The following is a 22834-nucleotide window of genomic DNA, read 5'->3' as shown; positions in this document are numbered from 1 at the left end:
AACCCCATCACGTAGCAGGATGGTCGGGTTCCCCCGTCCGGGCGAGCAGACAGGAGGGCAGCGGTGTCGTCGGACTTCGACCTGGTGCTGCCGACGGCGGTCGACGTCCGCGAGGTCGGCATGCGGGACGGGCTGCAGCTGGAGGCCCCCGTCCCGCTCGAGGGCAAGCTCGCGATGCTGGAGGCGCTGGTCGCCACCGGCGTCCGCCGCATCGAGGTGACCTCGTTCGTGTCGCCGAAGGCCGTCCCGGCGCTGGCCGACGCCGACCGGGTGGCCGCCGAGCTGTCCCGGTGGCCGGGCGTGCACTGGTCGGCGCTGGTCGCCAACCCCCGCGGCGCGGTCCGCGCGGTCGACGCCGGCCTCGCCCACCTGGAGCTGGTCGTGTCCGCCTCCGACGGGCACAGCCGGGCCAACGCCGGCCGCTCCACCGCCGAGGCGCTGGCCGGCGTCGGCGAGGTGGCAGCGCTGGCGCACGGCGTCGGCGGCTCGCTGGAGGTCGTCGTCGCCACCGCGTGGGACTGCCCGTTCGACGGGCGCACCCCGATCGCCCGCACCGTCGACGTCTGCCGCGCCGCGGTCACCGCCGGCGCCGACGCCCTGTGCCTGGGCGACACCATCGGGACGACGACGCCGGCGCGGGTGGTCCGACTGCTGCACGCCGTCCGCCGCGCCTGCCCCGGCACCCCGGTCGCCGTGCACTTCCACGACACCCGCGGCACCGGCCAGGCCAACGCGCTGGCCGCCGTCCAGGCCGGGGTGACCCAGCTCGACGCCTCCGTCGGCGGGCTCGGCGGCTGCCCGTTCGCGCCCGGCGCGAGCGGCAACATCGCCACCGAGGAGCTCGTCTACTGGCTGGAGGAGTCCGACGTGCGGACCGGGATCGACCTGGACGCGCTGCTGGCCGCCGCGCGGGTCACCGAGTCCGCGGTCGGCCACGAGCTGCCCAGCTCCCTGTACCGCGCCGGCGGCCGCTCGGTCCCCCGGGCGGCGGCCGGGACGACGGCGTGAGCGGTCCGGCGGAGGTCGTCGACCCGCGGGTCATGCGGGACGTGCTCGGCCACTTCGCCTCCGGCGTCACCGTGGTCACCGCGGACAGCGACGGCGGCCCGATCGGCTTCACCTGCCAGTCGTTCAGCTCGCTGTCGCTGGACCCGCCGCTGGTGGCGCTCGCGCCCTCGCGCACGTCGAGCACCTGGCCGCGGCTGCGGGACATCGGCCGGTTCTGCGTCAACGTCCTCGCCGAGGACCAGTCCGGGCTGTCGGCGGCGTTCGCCCGCTCGGGCGTCGACAAGTTCGCCGGCGTCCCGTGGCGGCCGAGCCGGCACGGCTCCCCCGTGCTCGACGGCGTCGTCGCGTGGATCGACTGCACGCTGTGGGCGGAGTACGACGGCGGCGACCACACCATCGTCGCCGCCCGGGTGCTGGACCTCGGCGCCGATCCGGGCCGCCGCCCGCTGCTGTTCCACCGCGGCCGCTACGGGTTCGTGGAGGACAACGGGGGCTGAACGCCCCCTCCGGGTGTCCGCTAGCCGAAGCGGACGGCGATGAGCGCGACGTCGTCGCGGCCGTCGAGGGTGCCGCTGACCGCGGCGTCGCACAGGTCGCGGGGCGAGGCGTCGGCCGGGGTGGCCGACAGCCGCTCCACCAGCGCGGCGATCCCCTGGTCGAGGTCCGAGCCGGGGGTCTCCACCAGCCCGTCGGTGTAGGCGAGCACCGTGGAGCCCGGCGGCAGCCGCAGGGTCCGCGTCCGCCGCTCGGCGCTGGCGTCGACGCCGACCAGCAGGCCGGTCACGCCGTCGACCGGCGTCACGGACCCGTCGGGTGAGCGCAGGAGCAGCGGCGGGTGGCCGGCGTTGGCCAGCTGCGCGGTCCAGGCGCCGCCGGGCCCGTCCGGCGGGAGGGCGCGCAGGTAGGCCATCGTCGCCAGCGAGGCGACCCGCAGCCCCTGCACCAGCCGGTCCACCCGGGTGAGCACCGTGCTCGGGTACGGGTCGGGGGCGTCCCAGAGGCAGGCGCGGATGAGCCCGCGCAGGTGTCCCATCGCAGCGGCCGCGGCGACGTCGTGGCCGACGACGTCGCCGACGACCATCCCGACCGACCCGTCGGGCAGCTGCAGCAGGTCGTAGAAGTCCCCGCCGACGTCGGCGGCGGTCGAGGCGCTGACGTAGTGCGCGGCGGCCTCCAGCCCGGGGATCTCCGGCAGGTCCGGCAGCAGGGACCGCTGCAGGGTGTCGGCGACGGCGTGCTCCTGCTGGTAGAGCCGCACGTTGTCCATGACCAGGGCCGCCCGGCGGGCGAGGTCCTCGACCAGCCCGACGTCGTCGGGGGTGAACGGGCGCTCCGGTGAGGTGCGCACCAGCGTGATCGCCCCGCGGGTCCGGCGGCGGGCCACCATGGGCGCGCTCAGCGCCGACGCCGCGCCCAGCCGCCCGGCGATCTCCCGGGCCACCGGGGAGGCGGTGGCGTCGTCCAGCCGCTCGGGCAGCCGCTCGACCAGCACCGCGCGCGAGGTGGTGATGCTGCGCTGGCTCGGCGAGTCCGGCGGCAGCCGGAGGGCGTGCCCGGCGTCGAAGCGGCGCAGGTCGGTCCGCTGGTGCTCGCGGTCCCGGGAGACCAGCTCGCGGACCTCGCCGGACTCGTCGACGAGCGTGATGACCGTCCAGTCGGCCAGCTGCGGCACGCACAGGGCGGCCAGCCGGTCGAGCACGTCGGCGATGTCGAGGGTGGCGATCAGCGCGCTGGTCGCCTCGGCCATCAGCGCGAGCCGGGCCTGGGCGCTCTCGGCGTCGCGCTGCGCCTGCTCGGCGTCCCGCTGGGCCTGCTCGGCGACCGACCGGGCGAGCTCGGCCTCCTGCCGGGCCGCCTGCTCGGCGGCGAAGGCGGCCTCCCGCTCGGCCTCCACCCGCACCCGCTCGGTGACGTCGGTCTGCACGCCGACGAAGCTGACCAGCTCGCCGTCGCCGTCGAACACCGGGCTGATCGCGAGCTGGTTCCAGAAGGCGGTGCCGTCGCGGCGGTGGTTGAGCAGCGTGACGGTGACCGCCTCCCGCGCCCGCAGGGCCGCGCGGATCCGCTCGACGGTCGCCCGGTCGGTGCTGGGGCCCTGCAGGAAGCGGCAGTTGCGGCCCACCGACTCCTCGTAGGAGTACCCGGTGATCCGGGTGAACGACGGGTTGACCCAGACCAGCGGGTTGCCCGGCTGGCGGGGGTCGGTGATGGTGAACGCGATGTCGGTGGCCACCACGGCCCGCTCGCGCAGCGCCTGCAGCTCGGCGTCGGCGTCCTCGCCGCCGGCCTTCTCGACCTCCAGCAGCACCACCAGCGACAGCCGCTGCCCGCTGCCCGGCTGCGACAGCGGGAAGCCGGTCACCCACAGCAGCCGGTCCGCGTCGCCGTCGTCCTCCCGGGCCCGGCCGGCGTCGGTGCTGCGGCCCGGCGAGAGCCGCACCGCCTCGCCGGTGACCGGCTGGCCCTGGGCCACCAGCGACAGAGGGCCGCTGGTGCGCGCGAGCGGCGCGCCGCCGAGGTCGGTGAGACCGGCCGACGCGCCCCAGGTGTCGACGTCGACCGGGAGGCGGACGTTGCCGGCCATCTCCACCGCGGCGGTGTTCGCGTAGGTGACCGCGCCCGACTCCTGGTCGATGAGCAGGACCGCGACCGGGACGTCGGCCAGGACCGCGGGCAGCGCCGTGGAGGCGGAGTGGTCCCCGCGGTGCCCGGAGACGACGGCGGTGGCGGCGCTGACGATGCCGGCCTGCCGGTCGCCGGCGCCGTCCCCGGCGGGTGCCGTGGCCTCGGCCACGGCGGCGCGGGTGCGCGGGGGGATGCCGTCACCGGGCGGGGAGTCGGTGGGACCGGTCGGGCCGGGGAGCACGCCGGGGGGCGGGCCCTGCCCCTCCCGCGGTCGGTGGCCGTCCGGTCGCACGCAACGAATCTACCGGCTGTCGACGGCGGACCGCTCCCGACCGGCAGGTGACCTGCCCGGACAGGTGTGCCCTGCGCCCTCATGGGCACCTCTCCGGGGACCACTCGGGAGGGAGACGCCATGGGACTGCTCGACCGGCTCCTCGGCCGGCGCCGCGCGCCCGAACCCCCGGCCTACGGGGGCTACGACGGCTACGCCACGCCCGCTGCACCGCCCGCCGCACCGCCCCCGTCCGCCGCCCCGCGGGCCTCGGGGGACCGCCCGCTGACCGACCAGCAGGCCGTCGAGCGCTACCGCTACCTGCTCAGGACCGCACCGCCGGACCAGATCGAGCAGGCGCACGCGGAGGCCTTCGCCCAGCTCACCCCGGAGCAGCGGCAGGAGGTGCTCACCCAGCTCGCGGCCGGCGTGCCGGCGTCCGAGCGGCCGCGCAGCGACGACGCCCAGACCCTCGCCCGGGTCGCCACCCGCGCCGAGCTCCGCCAGCCGGGGTTCCTCGAGCGGACCTTCGGCGGCGGCTACGGCGGCGGACCCGGCTACGGGCCTGGCTACGGACCCGGCTACGGCCCCGGCTACGGGGGCGGCGGGTACGGCTACGGCGGCGGCTACGGGCCCCGGATGGGCGGCTTCGCCGGCTCGATCGGCGGCAGCATGCTCGGCACCATCGGCGGCCTCGTCGTCGGGACGGCGGTCGCCGACGCGCTGTTCGACACGGGCCTCGGTGACGGCGGCCTGTTCGGCGGCGGCGACGAGGAGGCCTACGCCGAGGGCTACCAGGACGGCGCCGGGGCCGGCGACGGCGGCGGGGACGGCGGCGGCGACTACGCGGCCTCCGAAGGGGACTACGGCGGCGACCCCGGTGCCGACTTCGCCGGCGGGGCCGACAGCGGCTACGACGGTGGCTTCGACGGCGGCGGGGACTTCGGCGGGGGCGACTTCGGCGGCGGGGACTTCGGCGGCGACTTCGGGGGCGGCGACTTCTGACCGCTCAGGACCGGCCGGGACCGTCCTCGGGGACGGTCCCGGCCGCCTCCTCCCCCGCCGCCACCTCGGCCTGGTGGCGCAGCCACAGCAGGCCGAGCACCGGCAGCACCAGCGGCACGAACCCGTAGCCGCGGCCGAACGCCGACCACACCGTCTCGTCGGGGAAGGCCGCCGGGTCCACCAGCGACAGCACGCCCACCACCAGCACGCCGGCCAGCTCCACCGAGCACGCGACGACGGCGGTCCGCCGTCCCGCCCGCCCGCCGCGGGCCAGCCCGACCGTGGCGACCAGGTAGACCACCGCGGCCAGGGCCGACAGCAGGTAGGCCACCGGCGCCTCGTCGAAGCGGGTGGCCAGCTGCACGCCGGCGCGCGCGCCGGCGGCCAGCGCGAAGACCGCGTACACGGCCACCAGCACCCGGCCCGGCCCGGCGGCGGTCCCGCCCGGCGAGGTGCCCCGCGCGTCCCGCTCAGGCACCCGGGGCCTCCCACAGCTGCACCAGCCGCCACACCATGACCGCGGTGACCAGCGACGCCACGGCCAGCACCGTCCCCGCCCAGCGGCTGGGCTCGGTGCGCGACCACAGCACCCCCGCCACCGGCAGCAGGACGACGCCGGCCAGGTAGCCGACGAACGTCGCCGTCTCCGGAGGCCGCTGCCCGCCCGCCAGCGCCACCGCCGCCACCACCGCCTGGACGACGAGCAGCACCTCGAGCACCGCGGCGCCGGCCAGGTGCAGCAGTCCGATGCGGCGGCGGGCGAGGGTGGACGCCAGGCCGGCGAGGGCGACCAGCAGGGCCACCGCCGTGGCCGACCAGACGAGGAGGGCGTTCATCGCCTCCCATGATCGCGCGCCCTCCGGGGGAGCCGGGACCGGGCGCGGGGTAGGCATGAGGTCATGACCGTCCGCGACCTGCTGGTGGACCTGTGCACCGAGCACCTGGACGCCGTCACCGGCGACCCGGTGCCGCTGCAGGCCCTGGTCGGCCTCCTCGCGGCGTGCGGGGTGGCCGAGCCGAGCACGCGGGTCGCCACGTCGGCACTGCGCCGCGCCCGCTGGCTGACCGCGTCCCGGCGCGGGCGGGAGACGCTGCTCGCCCCGACCGCGGCGCTGCGGGCGGCGGTCGCCGCCCGCGACGAGCGGGTCCGGCGGCGGCTGGAGCCGTGGGACGGCGCGTGGCGGATGGTCGTCTACGGCGTCCCGGAGACCGACCGCGCGGCCCGCGAGCGGGTGCGGCGCGCGCTGGCGCGCGCCGGCTTCGGCCCCCTGGCGCCGGCCACGTGGGTGTCGCCGCACGCCGTCGCCCTGGAGGAGGTGCGCGGCGAGCTGGCCGGCGAGCGCACCTCCCGGCTGGACCTGCTCACCGCGCACGTGGCCGACCCGCGGCTGTCCGACGCCGACCTGGCCGCCCGCTGCTGGGACCTCCCCCGGCTCGGCGCCGCCTGGGTGCGCGTGCTCGACCGGCTGCGCGCGGTCGCCGGTGCGCCGCCCGAGGGCCCGGCCGCGCTCGGGTGCCACCTGCAGCTGCGCGCGGAGATGCGGGCGGTGCTCACCGGCGACCCGCTGCTGCCCCCGGCGCTGCAGCCGGAGGCGTGGCCGGCGCGCGAGGTCCGCGACGCGTGGGCCGACGTCGGCGCCCGGCTGGCCGCCGCCGCCCGCGCCCACGTCGCCGACGTGCTGGGGACCGTCATCCCTCGCGCCGTCGCGTAGTCCGGCCTCCCTGCAGGGGCCCGCCGCGAGCCTGCGAGCGGTGGGGGGCAGGGAGGTCCTCCGTCACCGGTGGACGCCGGACATGTCCGGGTAGCGGTCGCCGACCGCGGCGCCGACCGGGGCGGCTTCGTCGAGCCGGCGCAGGTCGTCGTCGGAGAGCTCGGCGTTGGCGGCCGCGGCGTTCTCCTCCAGGTAGTGCACCCGCTTGGTGCCCGGGATCGGCACCACACCCGGGTTGCCCCCGCGGTCGCTCTGCGCCATCACCCAGGCCAGCGCGAGCTGCGACGCCGTCACGCCCTTCTCGTCGGCGATCTCCCGCACCCGGTCGACCAGGCGCAGGTTCTGCTCGAACGCCTCGCCCTGGAACCGCGGGTTGTGCCGGCGGAAGTCGTCGGGCGCGAGGTCGTCGACGCTGCGGATCCGGCCGGAGAGGAAGCCACGGCCGATCGGCGAGTAGGCGACGAACCCGATGCCGAGCTCGGCGCAGGTGGCCAGGACGCCGTTCTCCTCGGGGTCGCGGCTCCACAGCGAGTACTCGGTCTGCACGGCGGTCACCGGCTGGACGGCGTGCGCGCGGCGGATGGTCTCCGGTGCGGCCTCGGAGATCCCGACGGTGCGCACCTTGCCCGCCTGGACCAGCTCGGCCAGCGCGCCCCAGGTGTCCTCGACCGGGACGGTGGTGTCCACCCGGTGCTGGTAGTAGAGGTCGATGACGTCGACGCCGAGCCGCTCGAGCGAGGCGTCGCAGGCCCGCCGCACGTAGTCCGGCCTGCCGTTGACCCCGCGGAACGAGCCGTCCTCGCCGCGCTCGTTGCCGAACTTGGTCGCCAGCACCACCTCGTCCCGGCGGCCGGCGATCGCCTTGCCGACCAGCCGCTCGTTGGTGAACGGGCCGTACATGTCCGCGGTGTCGAGGAAGGTGACGCCGAGGTCGAGGGCCCGCTGGACGGTGCGCTCGGCCTCGGCCTGGTCGCCGGTGCCGTAGAACTCGCTCATCCCCATGCAGCCCAGCCCCATGGCGGGGACGGACAGGGACCCGAGGGTGCGTGTCTGCATGCGCGGCTCCTGCCCGCCGGGGGACGGGGACAACCGGGGGTCAGGGGACCCCGCCGTTCCGTTGGCTGGGCGCGCGCGGTGTCGACCTGTCGTCGTCTCCGCGTGCGGGAGGCGACAGCAGGTCGACACGGGTGGTGCCGCACGGGCGTGCCCGGCTAGGCCCAGCGGGCGAGGGCCGTGCTGGTCCCCGGGTCGACCACGGTGAAGCCCGCGTCGACCACCTCGACGTCCGCCCGCGGGCGCAGCGCCGTCCACCGCGCGACGTCGGGGTGCTCGACCACCACCGGGAAGCCGGCGGCCGCCCACGCGGCGAACCGCGCGCCGGGCATGCGCATCGCCGACAGTTGCGCGGCGTGACCGCAGGCCGCGGCCGCCTTGCCCAGCGGCAGGAACGGCTCGGGGCAGACCGAGACGACGAGCGGGCCGCCCGGCTCCGGATCGACCGCCGGCCGGGCGCCGGGGTCGTCGAGCTCGCTGCCGGTCAGCTGCAGCCTCGCCACCTCCGGGGGGATGGCGTCGGTCGGCCCCGGTACCAGCGCGCGGACCTCGGCGCCGGCCACCGCGGCGGTCACGCCCGGGAGGGCCCCGACCCGCTCCCAGGCCACTCCCCTGGCCCGCCGGCAGTGCTTGCGGATCGCCCCGTCGGTCCACCGGCGGACCAGCGGCTCCCACTCCCCACCCGGCTGCGCCCGGTCGTCGGCGAGCAGCCGCACGACCGCCGTCGCCGCGGCCTCGCAGACGGCCGTCCGGGCCGGCGGCCCGACCCGCTCCACGCGCGCCACCAGCTGCATCGCCCAGGGCGCCTCTCCGGGCGGGTCGTCGTACACGCCCCCACCCTGACGGACGGGCGCGGCTCCCCCGGTACCCGGAACCCGGCGACACGCCCGGCCACCCCGGCGGCGTGACCGGGGTCGCAGCGGCTCGTTCGAGCAGGGCACCCGTCAGTTCTCAACGAGGAGAGCCCATGCCCCGGTCGACCCGTCGCGTGCTCGGAGGAGGGAGCCTGGCCGCGCTGGTCGCCGGCGCGCTGCTGGCCTCCCCCGCCCAGGCGGCCCCCGAACCGCTCGCTCCCGTCCAGGACTTCCTGGCCGACCAGCTCGCCGGCCTGGCCGCCGCCGTCCCCACCACCGTGCTGGTGCACGGGGAGGACGCGCGGGCCGCCCGCGCCGCCGTCGCCGCCAGCGGGATGCGGACCGTCACCGAGTTCGAGCGGATCGGCGTCGTCGTCGCCCGCGGCACCGCCGCCCAGGTCCAGGCCGCCCGCGGCGAGCCCGGCGTCACCTACCTCGAGGGCAACACCCCGATCGAGTTCGCCCAGGAGACCTCCAACACCGCCACCGGCGGCGCCCAGGCGGTGCGGACGCTCACCGGGCCCGACGGCTCCCCGCTCGACGGCAGCGGCGTCTCGGTCGCCGTCATCGACTCCGGCGTCGACCCGACCCACCCCTACCTGCGCGACCCCGACGGCGGCAGCGCCGTGGTCGCCAACCTCAAGAGCCTGTGCCTGCTGGAGACCACGACGACGCCGGACTGCGTCGTCCGGGTGCCGACCGTGGTCGACACCGACACGCTGGCGGTCGGCGGGCACGGCACGCACGTCAGCGGGATCGTGGCCGGCCGGCCGACGACGCTGTCCGACGGCGGCCGGCTGCAGGGCGCCGCCCCCGGCGCGAGCCTGGTGTCCGTCTCCACCGGCGCGGTGCTGCTCATCGTCGGTGCCGACGCGGCGCTGAACTGGGTGCTGGAGAACCACGAGCACCCGTGCGGCGCGGACGTCCCCGCCGACGTCTGCCCGCCCATCCGGGTCACCAACAACTCCTACGGCCCGAGCGGCGGCGGGGCGTTCGACCCGGGGAGCGCCACGGTCAAGCTGCAGCGCGCGCTGGCCGCGGAGGGCGTCGTCACCGTGTGGGCGGCCGGCAACGACGGCGGCGACGGCTCGACGTCGCTCACCAACCCGCCCGGCCAGGACCCGACCGGCGGGATCATCAGCGTGGCGTCGTACGACGACCGGGACACCGGCACCCGTGACGGCGCGGTCAGCGAGTTCTCCTCGCGCGGCGCCGCGGCCGACCCCTCCACCTGGCCGGACGTGTCCGCGCCCGGTGAGGCCATCACCTCGTCGTGCCGGCTGTACCTGCCGATCTGCGCCACCGGCCTCGACCCGCGCAACGGCCCCGGCCCGCTCGACCTGGGCACCTTCAACACGATCAGCGGGACCTCGATGGCCGCGCCGCACGTCGCGGGCATCGTCGCCCAGCTGTTCGAGGCCGACCCGACGGCGACCGCGGCCGAGGTCGAGGCGGCGATCACCTCGACGGCGTACCGCTACGCCGACGGCGCCGCGTACACCCAGGCCGGCGGCCGGACGACGTCGTACGACAAGGGCACCGGTCTGGTCGACGTCCCCGCCGCGGTGGCCGCGCTCACCGCGTAGCAGGAGCGCACACGGCCCGGTTCCACATGGAACCGGGCCGTGTGACCTTCCTGTGAACTCCGCCGATCGCGTCGCGGTGATCGTCGGGCTGGGGTTGGATCGAACCCATGTGCGGCCTCTCCGGCGAGATCAGGTTCGACGGCTCCCTGGCCGACACCACCGCGGTGGCGCGGATGGTCGAGGCACTGGTCCCCCGCGGGCCGGACGGCCAGGGCCAGTGGAGCGCCGGCCGGGTGGCGTTCGGCCACCGCCGGCTGTCGGTCATCGACCTCTCCCCCAGCGGCTCACAGCCGATGGTGGACAGCGAGCTGGGCCTCGAGGCGGTCTTCAACGGCTGCATCTACGACTACAAGGAGCTGCGCGCCGAGCTCGAGGGCCACGGCTACCGCTTCTTCTCCACCAGCGACACCGAGGTCCTGCTCAAGGGCTACCACCACTGGGGCCTGGACTTCGTCGACCACCTGCACGGCATGTTCGTCGTGGTCATCCACGAGCGGGACACCGGCCGCGTCGTCATGGCCCGCGACCGGCTGGGCATCAAGCCGCTGTACCTCGCCGAGACGCCGGGCCGGCTGCGGTTCGCCTCCTCGCTGCCGGCCCTGCTGCGCGCCGGCGACGTCGACACCTCCATCGACCCGGTCGCGCTGCACCACTACCTGACCTGGCACGCCGTCGTCCCCGCGCCGCGCACCCTGCTCAACGGCGTGCGCAAGCTGCCGCCGGCCACCGTGCGGGTGATCGAGGCCGACGGCACCAGCCGCGAGCACCGCTACTGGGAGCCCACCTACGAGCGGCGCCCCGAGCACTCCGGCTGGTCGAACCGGGACTGGGAGGACGCGATCGAGGAGGCGCTGCGGGTCGCCGTCCGCCGTCGCCTGGTCTCCGACATCCCGGTCGGCGTGCTGCTGTCCGGTGGGCTGGACTCCAGCCTGATCGTCGGCCTGCTCGCCCAGGAGGGGCAGAGCGGCCTGGCCACCTACTCGATCGGCTTCGAGACCGTCGGCGGGCACGCGGGCGACGAGTTCCGCTACTCCGACGTCATCGCCGAGCGGTTCGGCACGGACCACCACCGCATCCGGGTGTCCTCCGACGAACTCGCGGCCGCGCTCGGCCACGCCATCGGCGCGATGGCCGAGCCGATGGTCAGCCACGACGTCGTCGCCTTCGACCTGCTGTCCGAGCGGGTCAGCCAGTCGATCCGGGTGGTGCAGTCCGGGCAGGGCGCCGACGAGGTCTTCGCCGGCTACCACTGGTACCCGCCGCTGGCCGACGTCGGCCGCGAGGAGGCCGTCGAGCGCTACGCGGCGGCGTTCTTCGACCGCGGCGCGGAGGACATGCGGGCGCTCGTCGGCGAGCGGTACGCCCTCGACGGCGACCCGAGCCTGGAGTTCGTCCGCGACCACATGTCCCGCGCCGGCGCGCAGACCGCCGTCGACGCCGCCCTGCGGCTGGACAGCGAGGTCATGCTCGTCGACGACCCGGTCAAGCGGGTGGACAACATGTCCATGGCGTGGGGCCTGGAGGCCCGGGTGCCCTTCCTCGACCACGACCTGGTCGAGCTCGCGGCCCAGTGCCCGCCGGAGCTCAAGCTCGCCGACGGCGGCAAGGGCGTGCTCAAGGCGATCGGCCGCCGGATCGTCCCGCCGGAGGTCATCGACCGGCCCAAGGGCTACTTCCCGGTCCCGGCGATCACCCACCTCGAGGGCAAGGTGCTCGGCCTGGTCAAGGACGCGCTGTCCAGCGAGGCGGCGCGGGAGCGGGCGCTGTTCCGCCCCGAGTACGTGTCCCGGCTGCTCGAGGACCCCAACGGGGAGCTCACGCCGCTGCGCGGCAACAAGCTCTGGCAGCTGGGCCTGCTGGAGCTGTGGCTGCAGAACCACGGGGTCTGAGGAGGCGCACCGTGGCACCCCGGCTCGCCGGGCACCGCCGCCGCACCGCGGTGGCCGGCCCCCCCGACCTCACCGGACGCAACTGGACCCGGCCCTCGGAGCACCAGCTCGAGGGGATGGACGGCGACGTCGTGCTGGACCTGGCGTGGGGGCGCCTGGTCTTCGGCCAGACGTTCACCGAGATGCGCGACATCCTCGCCGCGCTGCGCGCCGAGGAGAGCGGGCAGCGCGACATCTGCATCTACGCCCGCGACCCGCACGTCCTCGTCGGCCTCGCGCCCGACGAGCTGTTCATCGACCCCAGCTACACCTACCGGCTGGACCTCTACCGCTACCGGCCCCGGCCCGAGCTCATCCGCGGCGTCTTCGTCCGCACGGTGACCTCGCTGGGGGACATGGTGGCGATCAACGAGATCTACGCCCGCAACGGCATGGTCACCGGCGACCCCGAGACCATGTGGGCCAACCACCGCACCCGCGCCTTCACCTACCTCGTCGCCGCGGACACCCGGACCTCCCGGATCGTCGGCACGGTCACCGGCGTCGACCACGTGCTGGCGTTCGGCGACCCGGAGAGCGGCACCAGCCTGTGGTGCCTCGCCGTCGACGGGCAGAGCGCGCCGCCCGGCACCGGCGAGGCGCTGGTGCGGGTGCTGGCCGAGCGGTACGTCGGCCGTGGCCGCTCCTACGTCGACCTCTCGGTCATGCACGACAACAAGGGCGCGATCGCGCTCTACCGCAAGCTCGGCTTCATGCGCGCGCCCGCGGTGTGCGTCAAGCGCAAGAACCCGATCAACACGCCGCTGTTCGCCGCCCGCCCGCCGGGGCTGACCCGGCTCAACCCCTACGCGCGGATCATCGCCGACGAGGCGCTGCGGCGCGGGATCCGCGTCGAGGTGACCGACGCCGAGTTCGGCGAGATGCAGCTGTCCCTCGGCGGGCGCCGGGTGCTGACCCGCGAGTCGCTGTCGGAGTTCACCACCGCCGTCGCGATGAGCCGCTGCGACGACAAGCGGGTCACCCGCCGCATCGTCGAGGCCGCCGGGGTGCGCGTGCCCCGCGGCCTGACCGTGCCCGGCGACGACCTCGGCCCCGCCCGCGAGCTGCTCGCCGAGGCCGGGGAGGTGGTGGTCAAGCCCACCCGCGGCGAGCAGGGCAAGGGCATCACCGTGGGTGTGACCGGCGAGGAGGAGCTCGGCCGGGCCGTCGACGCCGCGCGGCTGTTCTGCCCGGACGTGCTGGTCGAGGAGCTCGTCGACGGCGAGGACGTGCGCGTCGTCGTCATCGACCACGAGGTGGTCGCCGCGGCGGTGCGCAAGCCCGCCGAGGTCGTCGGCGACGGCCGCAGCACCGTGGCCCAGCTGGTCCGCGAGACCAGCCGGCGGCGGGAGCGGGCCACCGGCGGCGAGTCGCGGATCCCGCTGGACGACGTCACCACCGACGTCGTCCGGGCGGCCGGGTACGCGATGGACGACGTCCTGGCCAACGGGCAGCGACTGCGCGTGCGGCGGACGGCGAACCTGCACACCGGCGGCACCATCGAGGACGTCACCGACCGGCTGCACCCGGCGATCGGGCAGGCGGCGGTGCGGGCCAGCCGGGCGATCGGCATCCCGGTGACCGGCGTCGACTTCCTCGTCCCCGACGTCGAGGGCCCGGACGCGGTGTTCGTCGAGGCCAACGAGCGCCCGGGGCTGGCCAACCACGAGCCGCAGCCCACCGCCGCCCGGTTCGTCGACCTGCTGTTCCCCGAGACCCGCCGGCGGTGAGGTCCCCGACGGCGGCCTATCCCCTGGCGGCGGTCGGCGGGGCGCTGGGGGCGCTGGCGCGGTGGGGCGTCGCCGAGGCGCTCCCCTCCCCCGGCGCCGGGTGGCCCTGGGCGACGCTGCTGGTCAACCTCACCGGTTGCCTGCTGATGGGCGTCCTGCTCGGCCTGCTCACCACGGGCCCGGAGCCGGCGTGGGTGCGGCCGTTCCTCGCCGTCGGCGTGCTCGGCGGCTACACGACGTACTCCGCGTTCGCCGTCGAGGTCGTCGAGCTGACCGACGCCGGCCGGGTCCTGCTCGCCGCGGGCTACGTGCTCGCCTCGGTCCTCGGCGGGGTGCTCGCCACCGCCGCCGGCCTGCTCGCGGTGCGGCGGTGGAGACCGTGACGCCGCTGCTGGTCGCGGCCGGCGCGCTGGTCGGTGCGCCGCTGCGGCTGCTGGCGGTCCGCCTCGCGGGCCGGGCGGGCCGGGACCCCGCGGTCGGCACCCTGGCGGTCAACGTCGCGGGCTCCGCCGTGCTCGGCGTGCTGCTGGGCCTCGGCGACGCGCCCGCGGCGGTGGTCGCCCTGGTCGGCACCGGCTTCTGCGGGACGCTGACCACCTTCTCCAGCTTCGGCGCCGACGTCGTCCGGCTGGTGGAGGAGCGCGCCCTCGCCCGGGCGGCCGGGTACCTCGCGGCCACGCTGGTGCTCGGCCTCGGGGCGGCGGCCGCCGGGTACCTCCTGGCCCGCTGACCGCGGTCACACCTCGAGCTGCCGCAGGAGCGCGGCCGTGTCCAGGTAGTCGCGGAGGGACCGGATCAGCCCGTTCTCGTCGTACCGGAAGAAGGTCGCGGCGTGCCACTCGACGCGGCGCCCGGTCGGCGGGAGCGTCCGGCCGGGCAGCACCAGGGGCCCCCGGTGGGTCCCCCGCTCGACGAGCTCCGCGGCGACCTCGTCACCCGAGACGAGCACGTGGGAGAAGGTCACCGAGAGGTCGGGGAACGTCGTTCTGACGGCCGTCATGAACCGGACGACGGCGTCCCGTCCGGTCGCCGTCAGGTCCCCCGTGCGGCTCCGGACGTCGGGCGCGAGAAGGGCGGCGTAGTCCCCGAGCCCGTCGGCGTTGCACGCCCGCTCGAAGAGACGGACCCGTTCCCGCACGGGGAGGTCGGCCAGCGCCGTCGACGTCATGCTCCCTCCCAGATCCGGCGACGGCCGCAGGGTCGTGCGGCGGGACGGCTGCGGCAAGAGACCAACGGCTCCCCCGGCCCGCGGGTGACGTGGCCGCGGCGTCTCAGTAGGGTCAACGGCGTATGGCCAGGACAGACGCGGGAGACGTGGGGACGGACAGTCCCGTCGTCGTGGTGGCCAACCGGCTGCCGGTCGACCAGGTGACCGACCCCGACGGGACGACGCGCTGGCAGCGCAGCCCCGGCGGCCTGGTGACCGCGCTCGAGCCCTTCGTCGCCGGTCGCGGCGGCGCGTGGGTGGGCTGGTCCGGCTCGGCCGGCGAGGCGCCCGAGCCCTTCGAGTCCGGCGGGATGTCGCTGATCCCCGTCGAGCTCTCGGAGGAGGAGGTCGACCGCTACTACGAGGGCATGTCCAACGCCTCGCTGTGGCCGCTGTACCACGACGTGGTCGAGAAGCCGGAGTACCACCGCACCTGGTGGGACACCTACGTGCAGGTCAACAAGCGCTTCGCCGAGCGGACCGCGGAGGTGGCCGCCGAGGGCGCGATCGTCTGGGTGCACGACTACCAGCTGCAGCTGGTGCCCGCGATGCTCCGGCAGCGGCGGCCCGACCTCACGATCGGCTTCTTCCTGCACATCCCGTTCCCGCCCTACGAGCTGTTCACCCAGCTGCCGTGGCGGTCGGCGATCGTCGAGGGGCTGCTGGGCGCGGACCTGGTCGGCTTCCAGCGGCCGAGCGCGGCGGCGAACTTCGTCCAGCTGGCCCGCCGGCTGCACGAGCTGCCCACCCGCGGGGCGACGGTCGAGTACGACGGGCGCACGGTGACCGCGCGGGCGTTCCCCATCTCCATCGACGTCGCCGCCTTCGACGAGCTGGCCTCCTCGCCGGAGGTGGTCAGCCGGGCCGCGGAGATCCGCGCGGAGCTGGGCAAGCCCGACAAGATCATCCTGGGCGTCGACCGGCTGGACTACACCAAGGGCATCAGCGTCCGGCTCAACGCCTTCCAGGAGCTGCTCGAGGACGGCGCGGTCGAGGCGCCCGGGACGGTCATGGTCCAGGTGGCCACGCCCAGCCGCGAGCGGGTCGAGCACTACGTGCACATGCGGGAGACGATCGAGCAGCAGGTCGGCCACATCAACGGCGTCTTCGGCTCCATCGGCGGCCCGGCGGTGCACTACTTCAACCAGTCGATGCCCCGCGAGGAACTCGCCGCCCTCTACCGCGCAGCCGACGTCATGCTGGTGACGCCCTACCGCGACGGCATGAACCTCGTGGCCAAGGAGTACGTGGCCGCCCGCGGCGACCTCGGCGGCACGCTCGTCCTGTCCGAGTTCGCCGGCGCCGCCGCCGAGCTCAAGCAGGCGTTCCTGGTCAACCCGCACGACATCGCCGGCGTGAAGAACCAGCTGCTGCGCGCGCTGCGGATCGAGCCGGACGAGGGCGCCCGCCGGATGCGCGCCATGCGCCGGTACCTGGCCAAGCACGACCTCGACCACTGGGCGTCGTCCTTCTTCGACGCCCTGCGCGCCCAGGCGTGAGCGTCCCGGAGGGGACGGCGGCCGCGCTGGCGGCGGTCGCCGCCCGCCGTCCGCTGCTGGTCGCCTCCGACTACGACGGCGTGCTGGCCCCGCTGGTGGGCGACCCGAGCGCGGCGGTCCCCTCCCCCGGCACCGCCGAGGCCCTGGCCCGGATCGCCGCCGCCGACGGCGTGACCGTGGCGCTGGTCAGCGGCCGCGGGCTCGAGGACCTGCGCACGGTCAGCGGCCTCACCGGTCCCTACCGCTGGGTGGGCAGCCACGGCGCCGAGTTCGACGGCCCGCTCACCGGCGAGCTGGCCGGCCGCCGGGACGTCCTCGCCGGGCAGCTCGCCCCGCTGGTGGCCGCCGTCCCCGGTGCGCGGCTGGAGGTCAAGCCCGCCAGCGTGGCCGTCCACGTCCGGCAGGTCCCCGACCCCGCCGCGGCCACCGCGCTGCTGGAGTCCGCGGATGCGATCGCGGATCCGTCACTGACGAAGAAGCCGGGCAAGGCGGTGCTCGAGCTCGTCCTCGTGGATGCCGACAAGGGCAGCGCCGTGCGCCGGCTGCGCACCGAGCTCGGCACCGCCGCCGTCGTCTACCTCGGGGACGACCGCACCGACGAGGACGTCTTCCGCTCCCTCGGCCCGGACGACCTCGGCGTCAAGGTCGGCGAGGGCGAGACGGCCGCGACCCAGCGGGTGGCCGACCCGGCCGCCGCCCTCGCCCTCCTCCGGCTGCTCGGCGACCTGCTCGCCTGACCCCCGCCGCGGCGCGGCGCGTCGCGCCGCGGTCCGGGACGACCGCTCCCCCGTCGCGCGGTCACCGCCCGCGGCGGGTCGACACGGCGCCCCTCCCCCGCTCCGACCAGCGCGGACGCCCGGCGGGCCGGCCGGTCACCGCCGACGTGCGTCGACTCGGCGACGGCGCCGCAAGGGGTCACCGCCTCCTCCGCAACGATCCGTCCCGGGGCGTTTCCGGCAGCCGGGCGCGGGCACCGGCCGCCGCCACCATTCCTGCTGCACGCCCGTCACATCCGTCGCAGCGTGCACAGGAAGCCCAGGAGGCTCTCGTGGACGCCGCATCCCGCCCGCGTGCCGGTTGGTTCGCCGACCGCCCGCTGTCCGTCAAGTTCGGCGCGCTGGTCGCCGTCGGCACGCTGTCGCTGGGGGGTCTGCTCGGCGCGACGCTGCTCGGCAACGCCGCCGTGCGCGACGCCCAGGAGCGCGTCGAGGCGCTGGAGGAGGCGCAGGAGCTGGTGCTCCAGCTGGACACCCGGGCCAGCGAGCTCAAGGTCGACGGGTTCAAGGCGATCGTCCGCGAGGACCCAGCCGAGCAGCTGGCCGAGCTCGCCGACGACGTCGCCACCCCGCGGGAGCTGCTCGCCGGGCTCGGGGGGATCGAGCTGACCGGGGACAGTGCCGCCGCGGTCGCCGCGCTGCAGGACACCTACGGCGACTACACCGACGCGATCACCGTCTTCGTGAACGGCGCCGTGGCCGACCAGGCCGGCGCGCGGGTGCGCTGGGAGGACATCCAGGCCGCCAACGACCTCACCGACGCCGCCGTCGGCACCGCCAAGGACACGCTGGAGACGGAGGCGGAGGCGGCCCAGGGCGAGCTGCAGGACACCGTCTCCCGCTACGAGACGGTCGCACTCGTCGTCGCCGGGCTGGGCTTCCTGCTGCTGGTCCTGCTCAGCCGGCTGACCGCCCGCTCGGTGATCCGGCCGGTGCGCACGGTCCAGGCCTCCCTCGAGGCGCTGGCGCAGGGCGACCTGACCCGCAGCACCGGCATCCGGTCGCGCGACGAGGTCGGCCGGATGGCCGACGCCCTCGACCGCGCCCAGGGCAGCCTGCGCGAGGTGCTCGACGCCGTGGCCGCCTCCGCGGACGCGGTGGCGGCCTCCAGCGAGGAGCTGTCCGCGTCCTCCGCGCAGATCTCCGCCTCGGCCGAGGAGACCTCCGCGCAGTCCGGCGTGGTCGCGGCGGCCGCCGACGAGGTGTCGCGGTCGGTGCAGACGGTCGCGGCCGGCGCGGAGCAGATGGGCGCCTCGATCCGCGAGATCGCCACCAACGCCGCCGAGGCGTCGGCGGTGGCCGCCCGCGCGGTCACGGCGGCGGAGACGACGACGGCGACCGTGGCCAGGCTGGGCGCGTCCTCGGCCGAGATCGGCAACGTCGTCAAGGTCATCACGAGCATCGCCGAGCAGACCAACCTGCTGGCGCTCAACGCGACCATCGAGGCCGCCCGGGCCGGGGAGGCCGGCAAGGGCTTCGCGGTCGTGGCGAACGAGGTCAAGGAGCTCGCGCAGGAGACGGCGAAGGCGACCGAGGACATCGCCCGCCGCGTCGAGGCGATCCAGAAGGACACCGGCGCCGCCGTCGGGGCGATCGGTGAGATCAGCCAGATCGTCGCCCAGATCTCCGACCGGCAGACGACCATCGCCTCCGCCGTCGAGGAGCAGACCGCCACCACGAGCGAGATGTCCCGGTCGGTCGCGGAGGCCGCCCAGGGCTCGGGGCAGATCGCCGACAACATCTCCGGCGTCTCGGCCGCGGCCGACTCCACCACCCAGGCGCTGGCGCAGACCCGGGTCGCCGTCGACGAGCTGTCCCGCATGGCCGCCGGCCTGCGCACCAGCGTCAGCCGCTTCACCCACTGAGACCCCACGGAACCTCCGGAAAGGCACCACCGTGCACCTGTCCTGGCTCTCCTCCCTGCGGATCGGCCGCCGGCTCGCCCTCGCCTTCGGCGTGGTCGGCGTCCTGGTCGCCGTCAGCGCCGGCGCCGGCCTGTCGGCCGTCGCCGAGCAGCGCGACCTCGCCGGGGAGCTCAGCCGCGCCGACGCCGTCCTGGCCGAGGCCGAGACCGCCCGCTTCCAGATCGCCGACGTCACCGGGTGGCAGGGCCTCGTGGTCGCCGACGCGGTCACCTTCGGCCCCGCGGTCGCCCTGGCGCCCGACGCCTACAACCGCTCCGGCCTGCTGGAGGCGAAGGACGGCGTCTACGCCTGGCTGGGCGACGTCGACACCTCCGCCATGAACGAGGAGGAGGCCGCCGCGTTCGCCGGGCTGCGGCCGGCGTGGGACGACTACTTCCGGTGGGACGACCAGGTCGTCACCTGGCTGTCCTCCGGCACTCCCGAGGGCTACCGCACCGCGCTGGAGAGCATCAACGGCGGCGAGGCCGGCGAGGGCTACGGCGCCGTGCTCGACCTGGCCGACCGGATGCAGGCCTCGGCGACGGAGCGGGCCGCGCAGCTGCGCGCCGAGCAGGACTCCGCGCAGACCCGCGCGACCGTGCTGCTGAGCGTCGTGGGGCTGGCCGCGCTCGTGCTCGCCGGGCTGTGCGCGGTGCAGGTCGGGCGGTCCGTCGTCCGCCCGCTGCGCCGGGTGCAGGTGGTGGCGGCCCGCCTGGCCGCGGGTGACCTCACGGCGCGCACCGGCATCGAGCGGGGCGACGAGGTCGGTGACGTGGCCCGCGCCCTCGACGCCGCCCAGGACGAGCTGCGCGCGGTGCTGGCCGCTGTGGCCGCCTCGGCCGACGCCGTCGCTGCGTCGTCGGAGGAGCTGTCCGCGTCCTCGGCGCAGATCTCCGCCTCGGCCGAGGAGACCTCCGCGCAGTCCGGCGTGGTGGCCGGCGCGGCGGAGGAGGTGTCGCGGTCGGTGCAGACCGTGGCCGCGGGTGCCGAGCAGATGGGCGCCTCGATCCGCGAGATCGCCACCAACGCCGCCGAGGCGTCGGCGGTGGCCGCCCGCGCGGTGACCGCAGCGGAGACGACGACGGCGACCGTGGCCAAGCTGGGCGACTCGTCGGCCGAGATCGGCAACGTCGTCAAGGTCATCACGAGCATCGCCGAGCAGACCAACCTGCTGGCGCTCAACGCGACCATCGAGGCCGCCCGGGCCGGGGAGGCCGGCAAGGGCTTCGCGGTCGTGGCGAACGAGGTCAAGGAGCTCGCGCAGGAGACGGCGAAGGCGACCGAGGACATCACCCGCCGGGTGCAGGCCATCCAGGGCGACACCACCGCCGCGGTGGCCGCCATCGGTGAGATCAGCCAGATCGTCGCGCAGATCTCCGACCGGCAGACCACCATCGCCAGCGCGGTCGAGGAGCAGACGGCGACCACGAGCGAGATGTCCCGCTCGGTGTCCGAGGCCGCCCAGGGCTCGGGCCAGATCGCGGACAACATCACCGGGGTCTCGGCCGCGGCCGACTCCACCACCCAGGCGCTCACCCAGACGCGGACCGCCGTCGACGAGCTGTCCCGGATGGCCGCCGAGCTCAGGACGAGCGTCGGCCGGTTCACGCACTGACCCGCGGTGACCGGCCGCCGAGAATGGTCATCCGCCCCCGGCGGCCGGTGATCACGGTCGAGTCCGGTGCCATTTCCGTGACAATGGTGACGGGCGCCGGCTGCTTTCCCTGCTTCGAGCGGCAGAAATGGCCATCATCGCCGCTCCCGTGCAGCGCCACCTGTGCGGATGCCCTTGTCGACTCGGGCATCCGCGCTGCTCGACGGGGTCCTGCCGCTTGTCGACTTGGTGCCGGGAATGGCCCCGGCGTCGCCTCTCGCACCCGATTACGGCCGTGTTCGGATCGTTACCGACACGCCATTTCCGGACGACGCGAGTTCCTTCTCGGATCCGTCACTCTCCTGTCCCGAGAGCGCCCGCTTCCCCACCCCCCCGGCCACACCCAGAACCCAGGAGCACTCCCCATGAGCACGCAACGCGCCGGCCGCACCGGCGGCTGGTTCGCCGACCGCCCGGTCGGTGTCAAGATCGGCGCCGCCGTCGCCGTCCTCGCGCTGGTCGCCGTCGCGATGACCGTCCTCGCCGTCAACCGGCTGTCGGCGGTCCAGGACGCGGCCGCCCGGATCAACGACAACGTCGTCCGGCTGTCCGACCTGGCCGACATCCAGCGCTCCTGGCAGGGCGACCGGTCGCGGTACAACACCTACCCGATCGCGGACGCCCAGCAGCGCGCCGCCCTGCGGGCCGACCTGACCGAGCGCCGGGACACCATCGACGGCCAGCTCGACGCCTACGCCGAGGTGACGGTCAACAAGGAGGCCTTCGAGGAGTTCCGCGGCACCGTCGAGGACTACTACACGATCGCCGACACCCAGCTGCTGCCCGCGGCCGACGCCGGGAACCTGGCCGTCGCGGCCACCGTCATCACCGGCCCGCTGCAGGACCGCTCCGACGTCCTCATGGACCAGTACAACGCCATGCAGGAGCGGCGGGTCGACGCCGGCCAGGCCGACACCGACGACGCCGTGGACATCGTCTCCTCGGCCACCACCACCCTGTGGGTCGCCCTGGTGCTGGGCACGCTGGTCGCCGGCGGGCTGACCGTCCTCGTCGTCCGGCGGCTCGTGGGCACCGTCCGCTCGGTGCAGCGCTCGGTCGAGGCCCTGGCGGCCGGCGACCTCACCGTCACCCCTGAGGTCCGCGGGCGCGACGAGCTCGGCCGCATGGCCGCCGCCCTGGGCGAGGCCCAGGAGAACCTGCGCGCTGTGCTGTCCGCCGTGGCCGCCTCGGCCGACGCCGTCGCCGCCTCCAGCGAGGAGCTGTCCGCGTCCTCCGCGCAGATCTCCGCCTCGGCCGAGGAGACCTCGGCGCAGTCCGGCGTGGTCGCCGGCGCCGCGGAGGAGGTCAGCCGGAACGTGCAGACCGTCGCCGCGGGTGCCGAGCAGATGGGCGCCTCGATCCGCGAGATCGCCACCAACGCCGCCGAGGCGTCGGCGGTGGCCGCCCGCGCGGTGACCGCAGCGGAGACGACGACGGCGACCGTGGCCAAGCTGGGCGACTCGTCGGCCGAGATCGGCAACGTCGTCAAGGTCATCACGAGCATCGCCGAGCAGACCAACCTGCTGGCGCTCAACGCGACCATCGAGGCCGCCCGGGCCGGGGAGGCCGGCAAGGGCTTCGCGGTCGTGGCGAACGAGGTCAAGGAGCTCGCGCAGGAGACGGCGAAGGCGACCGAGGACATCGCCCGTCGGGTGCAGGCCATCCAGGGCGACACCACCGCCGCGGTGGCCGCCATCGGTGAGATCAGCCAGATCGTCGCGCAGATCTCCGACCGGCAGACCACCATCGCCAGCGCGGTGGAGGAGCAGACCGCCACGACCAACGAGATGAGCCGGTCGGTGTCCGAGGCCGCCCAGGGCTCCGGCCAGATCGCGGACAACATCACCGGGGTCTCGACGGCGGCCGACTCCACCACCCAGGCGCTCACCCAGACGCGCACCGCCGTCGACGAGCTGTCCCGCATGGCCGCCGACCTGCGCACCAGCGTGGCCCGCTTCACCTACTGACCGGCCCTCCCGTGGCCGGCCGCTCCCGGCCGGCCACGGGAGGCGCCCGAGCACC

Annotated in this window: 21 protein-coding genes; 14 read left to right on the top strand and 7 right to left on the bottom strand. The window is 75.6% G+C overall.

The window, feature by feature from the left end; all coding sequences use genetic code 11:
* The first annotated feature begins 63 nt into the window (after positions 1-63).
* Together ACI79L_RS12860 and ACI79L_RS12855 are read left to right on the top strand one after the other, a co-directional pair.
* A complete protein-coding gene (locus ACI79L_RS12860) occupies positions 64-1008 on the top strand; it encodes a hydroxymethylglutaryl-CoA lyase (protein ID WP_456937165.1) in 945 nt (314 codons plus the stop codon).
* Entirely contained in the window at positions 1005-1505 is a 501-nt protein-coding gene (locus tag ACI79L_RS12855; RefSeq protein ID WP_456937164.1) for a flavin reductase family protein, read from the top strand. Before ACI79L_RS12860 ends, ACI79L_RS12855 begins: the two co-directional genes overlap by 4 nt.
* Before the next feature lie 20 nt (positions 1506-1525).
* On the opposite strand, the gene ACI79L_RS12850 is transcribed toward ACI79L_RS12855, so the two are convergent.
* Positions 1526-3802 (bottom strand): SpoIIE family protein phosphatase, encoded by a 2277-nt coding sequence (locus tag ACI79L_RS12850; protein ID WP_456937163.1) that lies wholly within the window; start codon positions 3800-3802, stop codon positions 1526-1528.
* Positions 3803-4045: 243 nt separating this feature from the next.
* Here ACI79L_RS12850 and ACI79L_RS12845 point away from each other — a divergent pair, with 243 nt between their 5' ends.
* Positions 4046-4909: a hypothetical protein gene (locus tag ACI79L_RS12845; protein ID WP_456937162.1), complete on the top strand. Its 864-nt coding sequence runs from the start codon at positions 4046-4048 to the stop codon at positions 4907-4909.
* 4 nt (positions 4910-4913) lie between these two features.
* Here the strand turns inward: ACI79L_RS12845 and ACI79L_RS12840 are convergent, their stop codons facing one another.
* Complete coding sequence (locus tag ACI79L_RS12840) at positions 4914-5387, bottom strand: hypothetical protein (protein WP_456937161.1); 474 nt, start codon at positions 5385-5387, stop codon at positions 4914-4916.
* Positions 5380-5745 (bottom strand): hypothetical protein, encoded by a 366-nt coding sequence (locus tag ACI79L_RS12835; RefSeq protein ID WP_456927667.1) that lies wholly within the window; start codon positions 5743-5745, stop codon positions 5380-5382. Before ACI79L_RS12835 ends, ACI79L_RS12840 begins: the two co-directional genes overlap by 8 nt.
* A gap of 63 nt (positions 5746-5808) precedes the next feature.
* Here ACI79L_RS12835 and ACI79L_RS12830 point away from each other — a divergent pair, with 63 nt between their 5' ends.
* Positions 5809-6621: a PaaX family transcriptional regulator C-terminal domain-containing protein gene (locus ACI79L_RS12830; protein ID WP_456937160.1), complete on the top strand. Its 813-nt coding sequence runs from the start codon at positions 5809-5811 to the stop codon at positions 6619-6621.
* Between the two features lie 63 nt (positions 6622-6684).
* Here the strand turns inward: ACI79L_RS12830 and ACI79L_RS12825 are convergent, their stop codons facing one another.
* Both ACI79L_RS12825 and ACI79L_RS12820 read right to left on the bottom strand, forming a co-directional pair.
* On the bottom strand, positions 6685-7677 hold the full coding sequence (locus ACI79L_RS12825) for an aldo/keto reductase (RefSeq protein WP_456937159.1): 993 nt from the start codon (positions 7675-7677) through the stop codon (positions 6685-6687).
* 155 nt (positions 7678-7832) lie between these two features.
* Positions 7833-8504, bottom strand: coding sequence for a hypothetical protein (locus ACI79L_RS12820; protein WP_456937158.1), 672 nt, complete (start codon positions 8502-8504; stop codon positions 7833-7835).
* 137 nt (positions 8505-8641) lie between these two features.
* Between ACI79L_RS12820 and ACI79L_RS12815 the strand changes: the two genes are divergently transcribed.
* The 5 genes from ACI79L_RS12815 (at position 8642) to ACI79L_RS12795 (ending at position 14502) form a co-directional block, all read left to right on the top strand.
* Entirely contained in the window at positions 8642-10114 is a 1473-nt protein-coding gene (locus tag ACI79L_RS12815; protein WP_456937157.1) for a S8 family serine peptidase, read from the top strand.
* Positions 10115-10221: 107 nt separating this feature from the next.
* Entirely contained in the window at positions 10222-12003 is a 1782-nt protein-coding gene (locus tag ACI79L_RS12810) for an N-acetylglutaminylglutamine amidotransferase (RefSeq protein ID WP_456937156.1), read from the top strand.
* An 11-nt stretch (positions 12004-12014) separates the two neighbouring features.
* Positions 12015-13772, top strand: a complete 1758-nt coding sequence (ngg, locus tag ACI79L_RS12805; RefSeq protein ID WP_456937155.1) for an N-acetylglutaminylglutamine synthetase — start codon at positions 12015-12017, stop codon at positions 13770-13772.
* Complete coding sequence (crcB, locus tag ACI79L_RS12800; RefSeq protein WP_456937154.1) at positions 13769-14155, top strand: fluoride efflux transporter CrcB; 387 nt, start codon at positions 13769-13771, stop codon at positions 14153-14155. The genes ngg and crcB overlap by 4 nt, the downstream gene beginning before the upstream one ends.
* The gene (locus ACI79L_RS12795; protein ID WP_456937153.1) at positions 14143-14502 is read left to right on the top strand and encodes a fluoride efflux transporter FluC; all 360 of its coding nucleotides are present in this window, start codon (positions 14143-14145) and stop codon (positions 14500-14502) included. The genes crcB and ACI79L_RS12795 overlap by 13 nt, the downstream gene beginning before the upstream one ends.
* A 6-nt stretch (positions 14503-14508) precedes the next feature.
* Here ACI79L_RS12795 and ACI79L_RS12790 read toward each other — a convergent pair whose 3' ends face one another.
* Positions 14509-14940 carry an ester cyclase gene (locus ACI79L_RS12790; protein WP_456937152.1) on the bottom strand — a complete coding sequence of 144 codons (432 nt, stop codon included), beginning with the start codon at positions 14938-14940 and terminating at the stop codon, positions 14509-14511.
* A gap of 146 nt (positions 14941-15086) precedes the next feature.
* Between ACI79L_RS12790 and ACI79L_RS12785 the strand changes: the two genes are divergently transcribed.
* From ACI79L_RS12785 to ACI79L_RS12770, 4 genes are all read left to right on the top strand, one after another.
* Positions 15087-16478 (top strand): alpha,alpha-trehalose-phosphate synthase (UDP-forming), encoded by a 1392-nt coding sequence (locus ACI79L_RS12785; protein WP_456937151.1) that lies wholly within the window; start codon positions 15087-15089, stop codon positions 16476-16478.
* Positions 16475-17215: a trehalose-phosphatase gene (gene otsB, locus ACI79L_RS12780; protein ID WP_456937150.1), complete on the top strand. Its 741-nt coding sequence runs from the start codon at positions 16475-16477 to the stop codon at positions 17213-17215. The genes ACI79L_RS12785 and otsB overlap by 4 nt, the downstream gene beginning before the upstream one ends.
* A gap of 311 nt (positions 17216-17526) precedes the next feature.
* Positions 17527-19119, top strand: a complete 1593-nt coding sequence (locus ACI79L_RS12775; protein WP_456937149.1) for a methyl-accepting chemotaxis protein — start codon at positions 17527-17529, stop codon at positions 19117-19119.
* A gap of 31 nt (positions 19120-19150) precedes the next feature.
* A complete protein-coding gene (locus ACI79L_RS12770) occupies positions 19151-20773 on the top strand; it encodes a methyl-accepting chemotaxis protein (protein WP_456937148.1) in 1623 nt (540 codons plus the stop codon).
* Here the strand turns inward: ACI79L_RS12770 and ACI79L_RS12765 are convergent.
* Complete coding sequence (locus ACI79L_RS12765; protein WP_456937147.1) at positions 20763-20963, bottom strand: hypothetical protein; 201 nt, start codon at positions 20961-20963, stop codon at positions 20763-20765. The genes ACI79L_RS12770 and ACI79L_RS12765 overlap by 11 nt on opposite strands.
* A 214-nt stretch (positions 20964-21177) precedes the next feature.
* Here ACI79L_RS12765 and ACI79L_RS12760 point away from each other — a divergent pair, with 214 nt between their 5' ends.
* The gene (locus ACI79L_RS12760) at positions 21178-22779 is read left to right on the top strand and encodes a methyl-accepting chemotaxis protein (protein ID WP_456937146.1); all 1602 of its coding nucleotides are present in this window, start codon (positions 21178-21180) and stop codon (positions 22777-22779) included.
* The last annotated feature ends 55 nt before the right edge of the window (positions 22780-22834 follow it).

It is taken from the genome of Geodermatophilus sp. SYSU D00684 (assembly GCF_054050455.1).
This window is presented reverse-complemented; position numbering and strand designations above follow the sequence as displayed.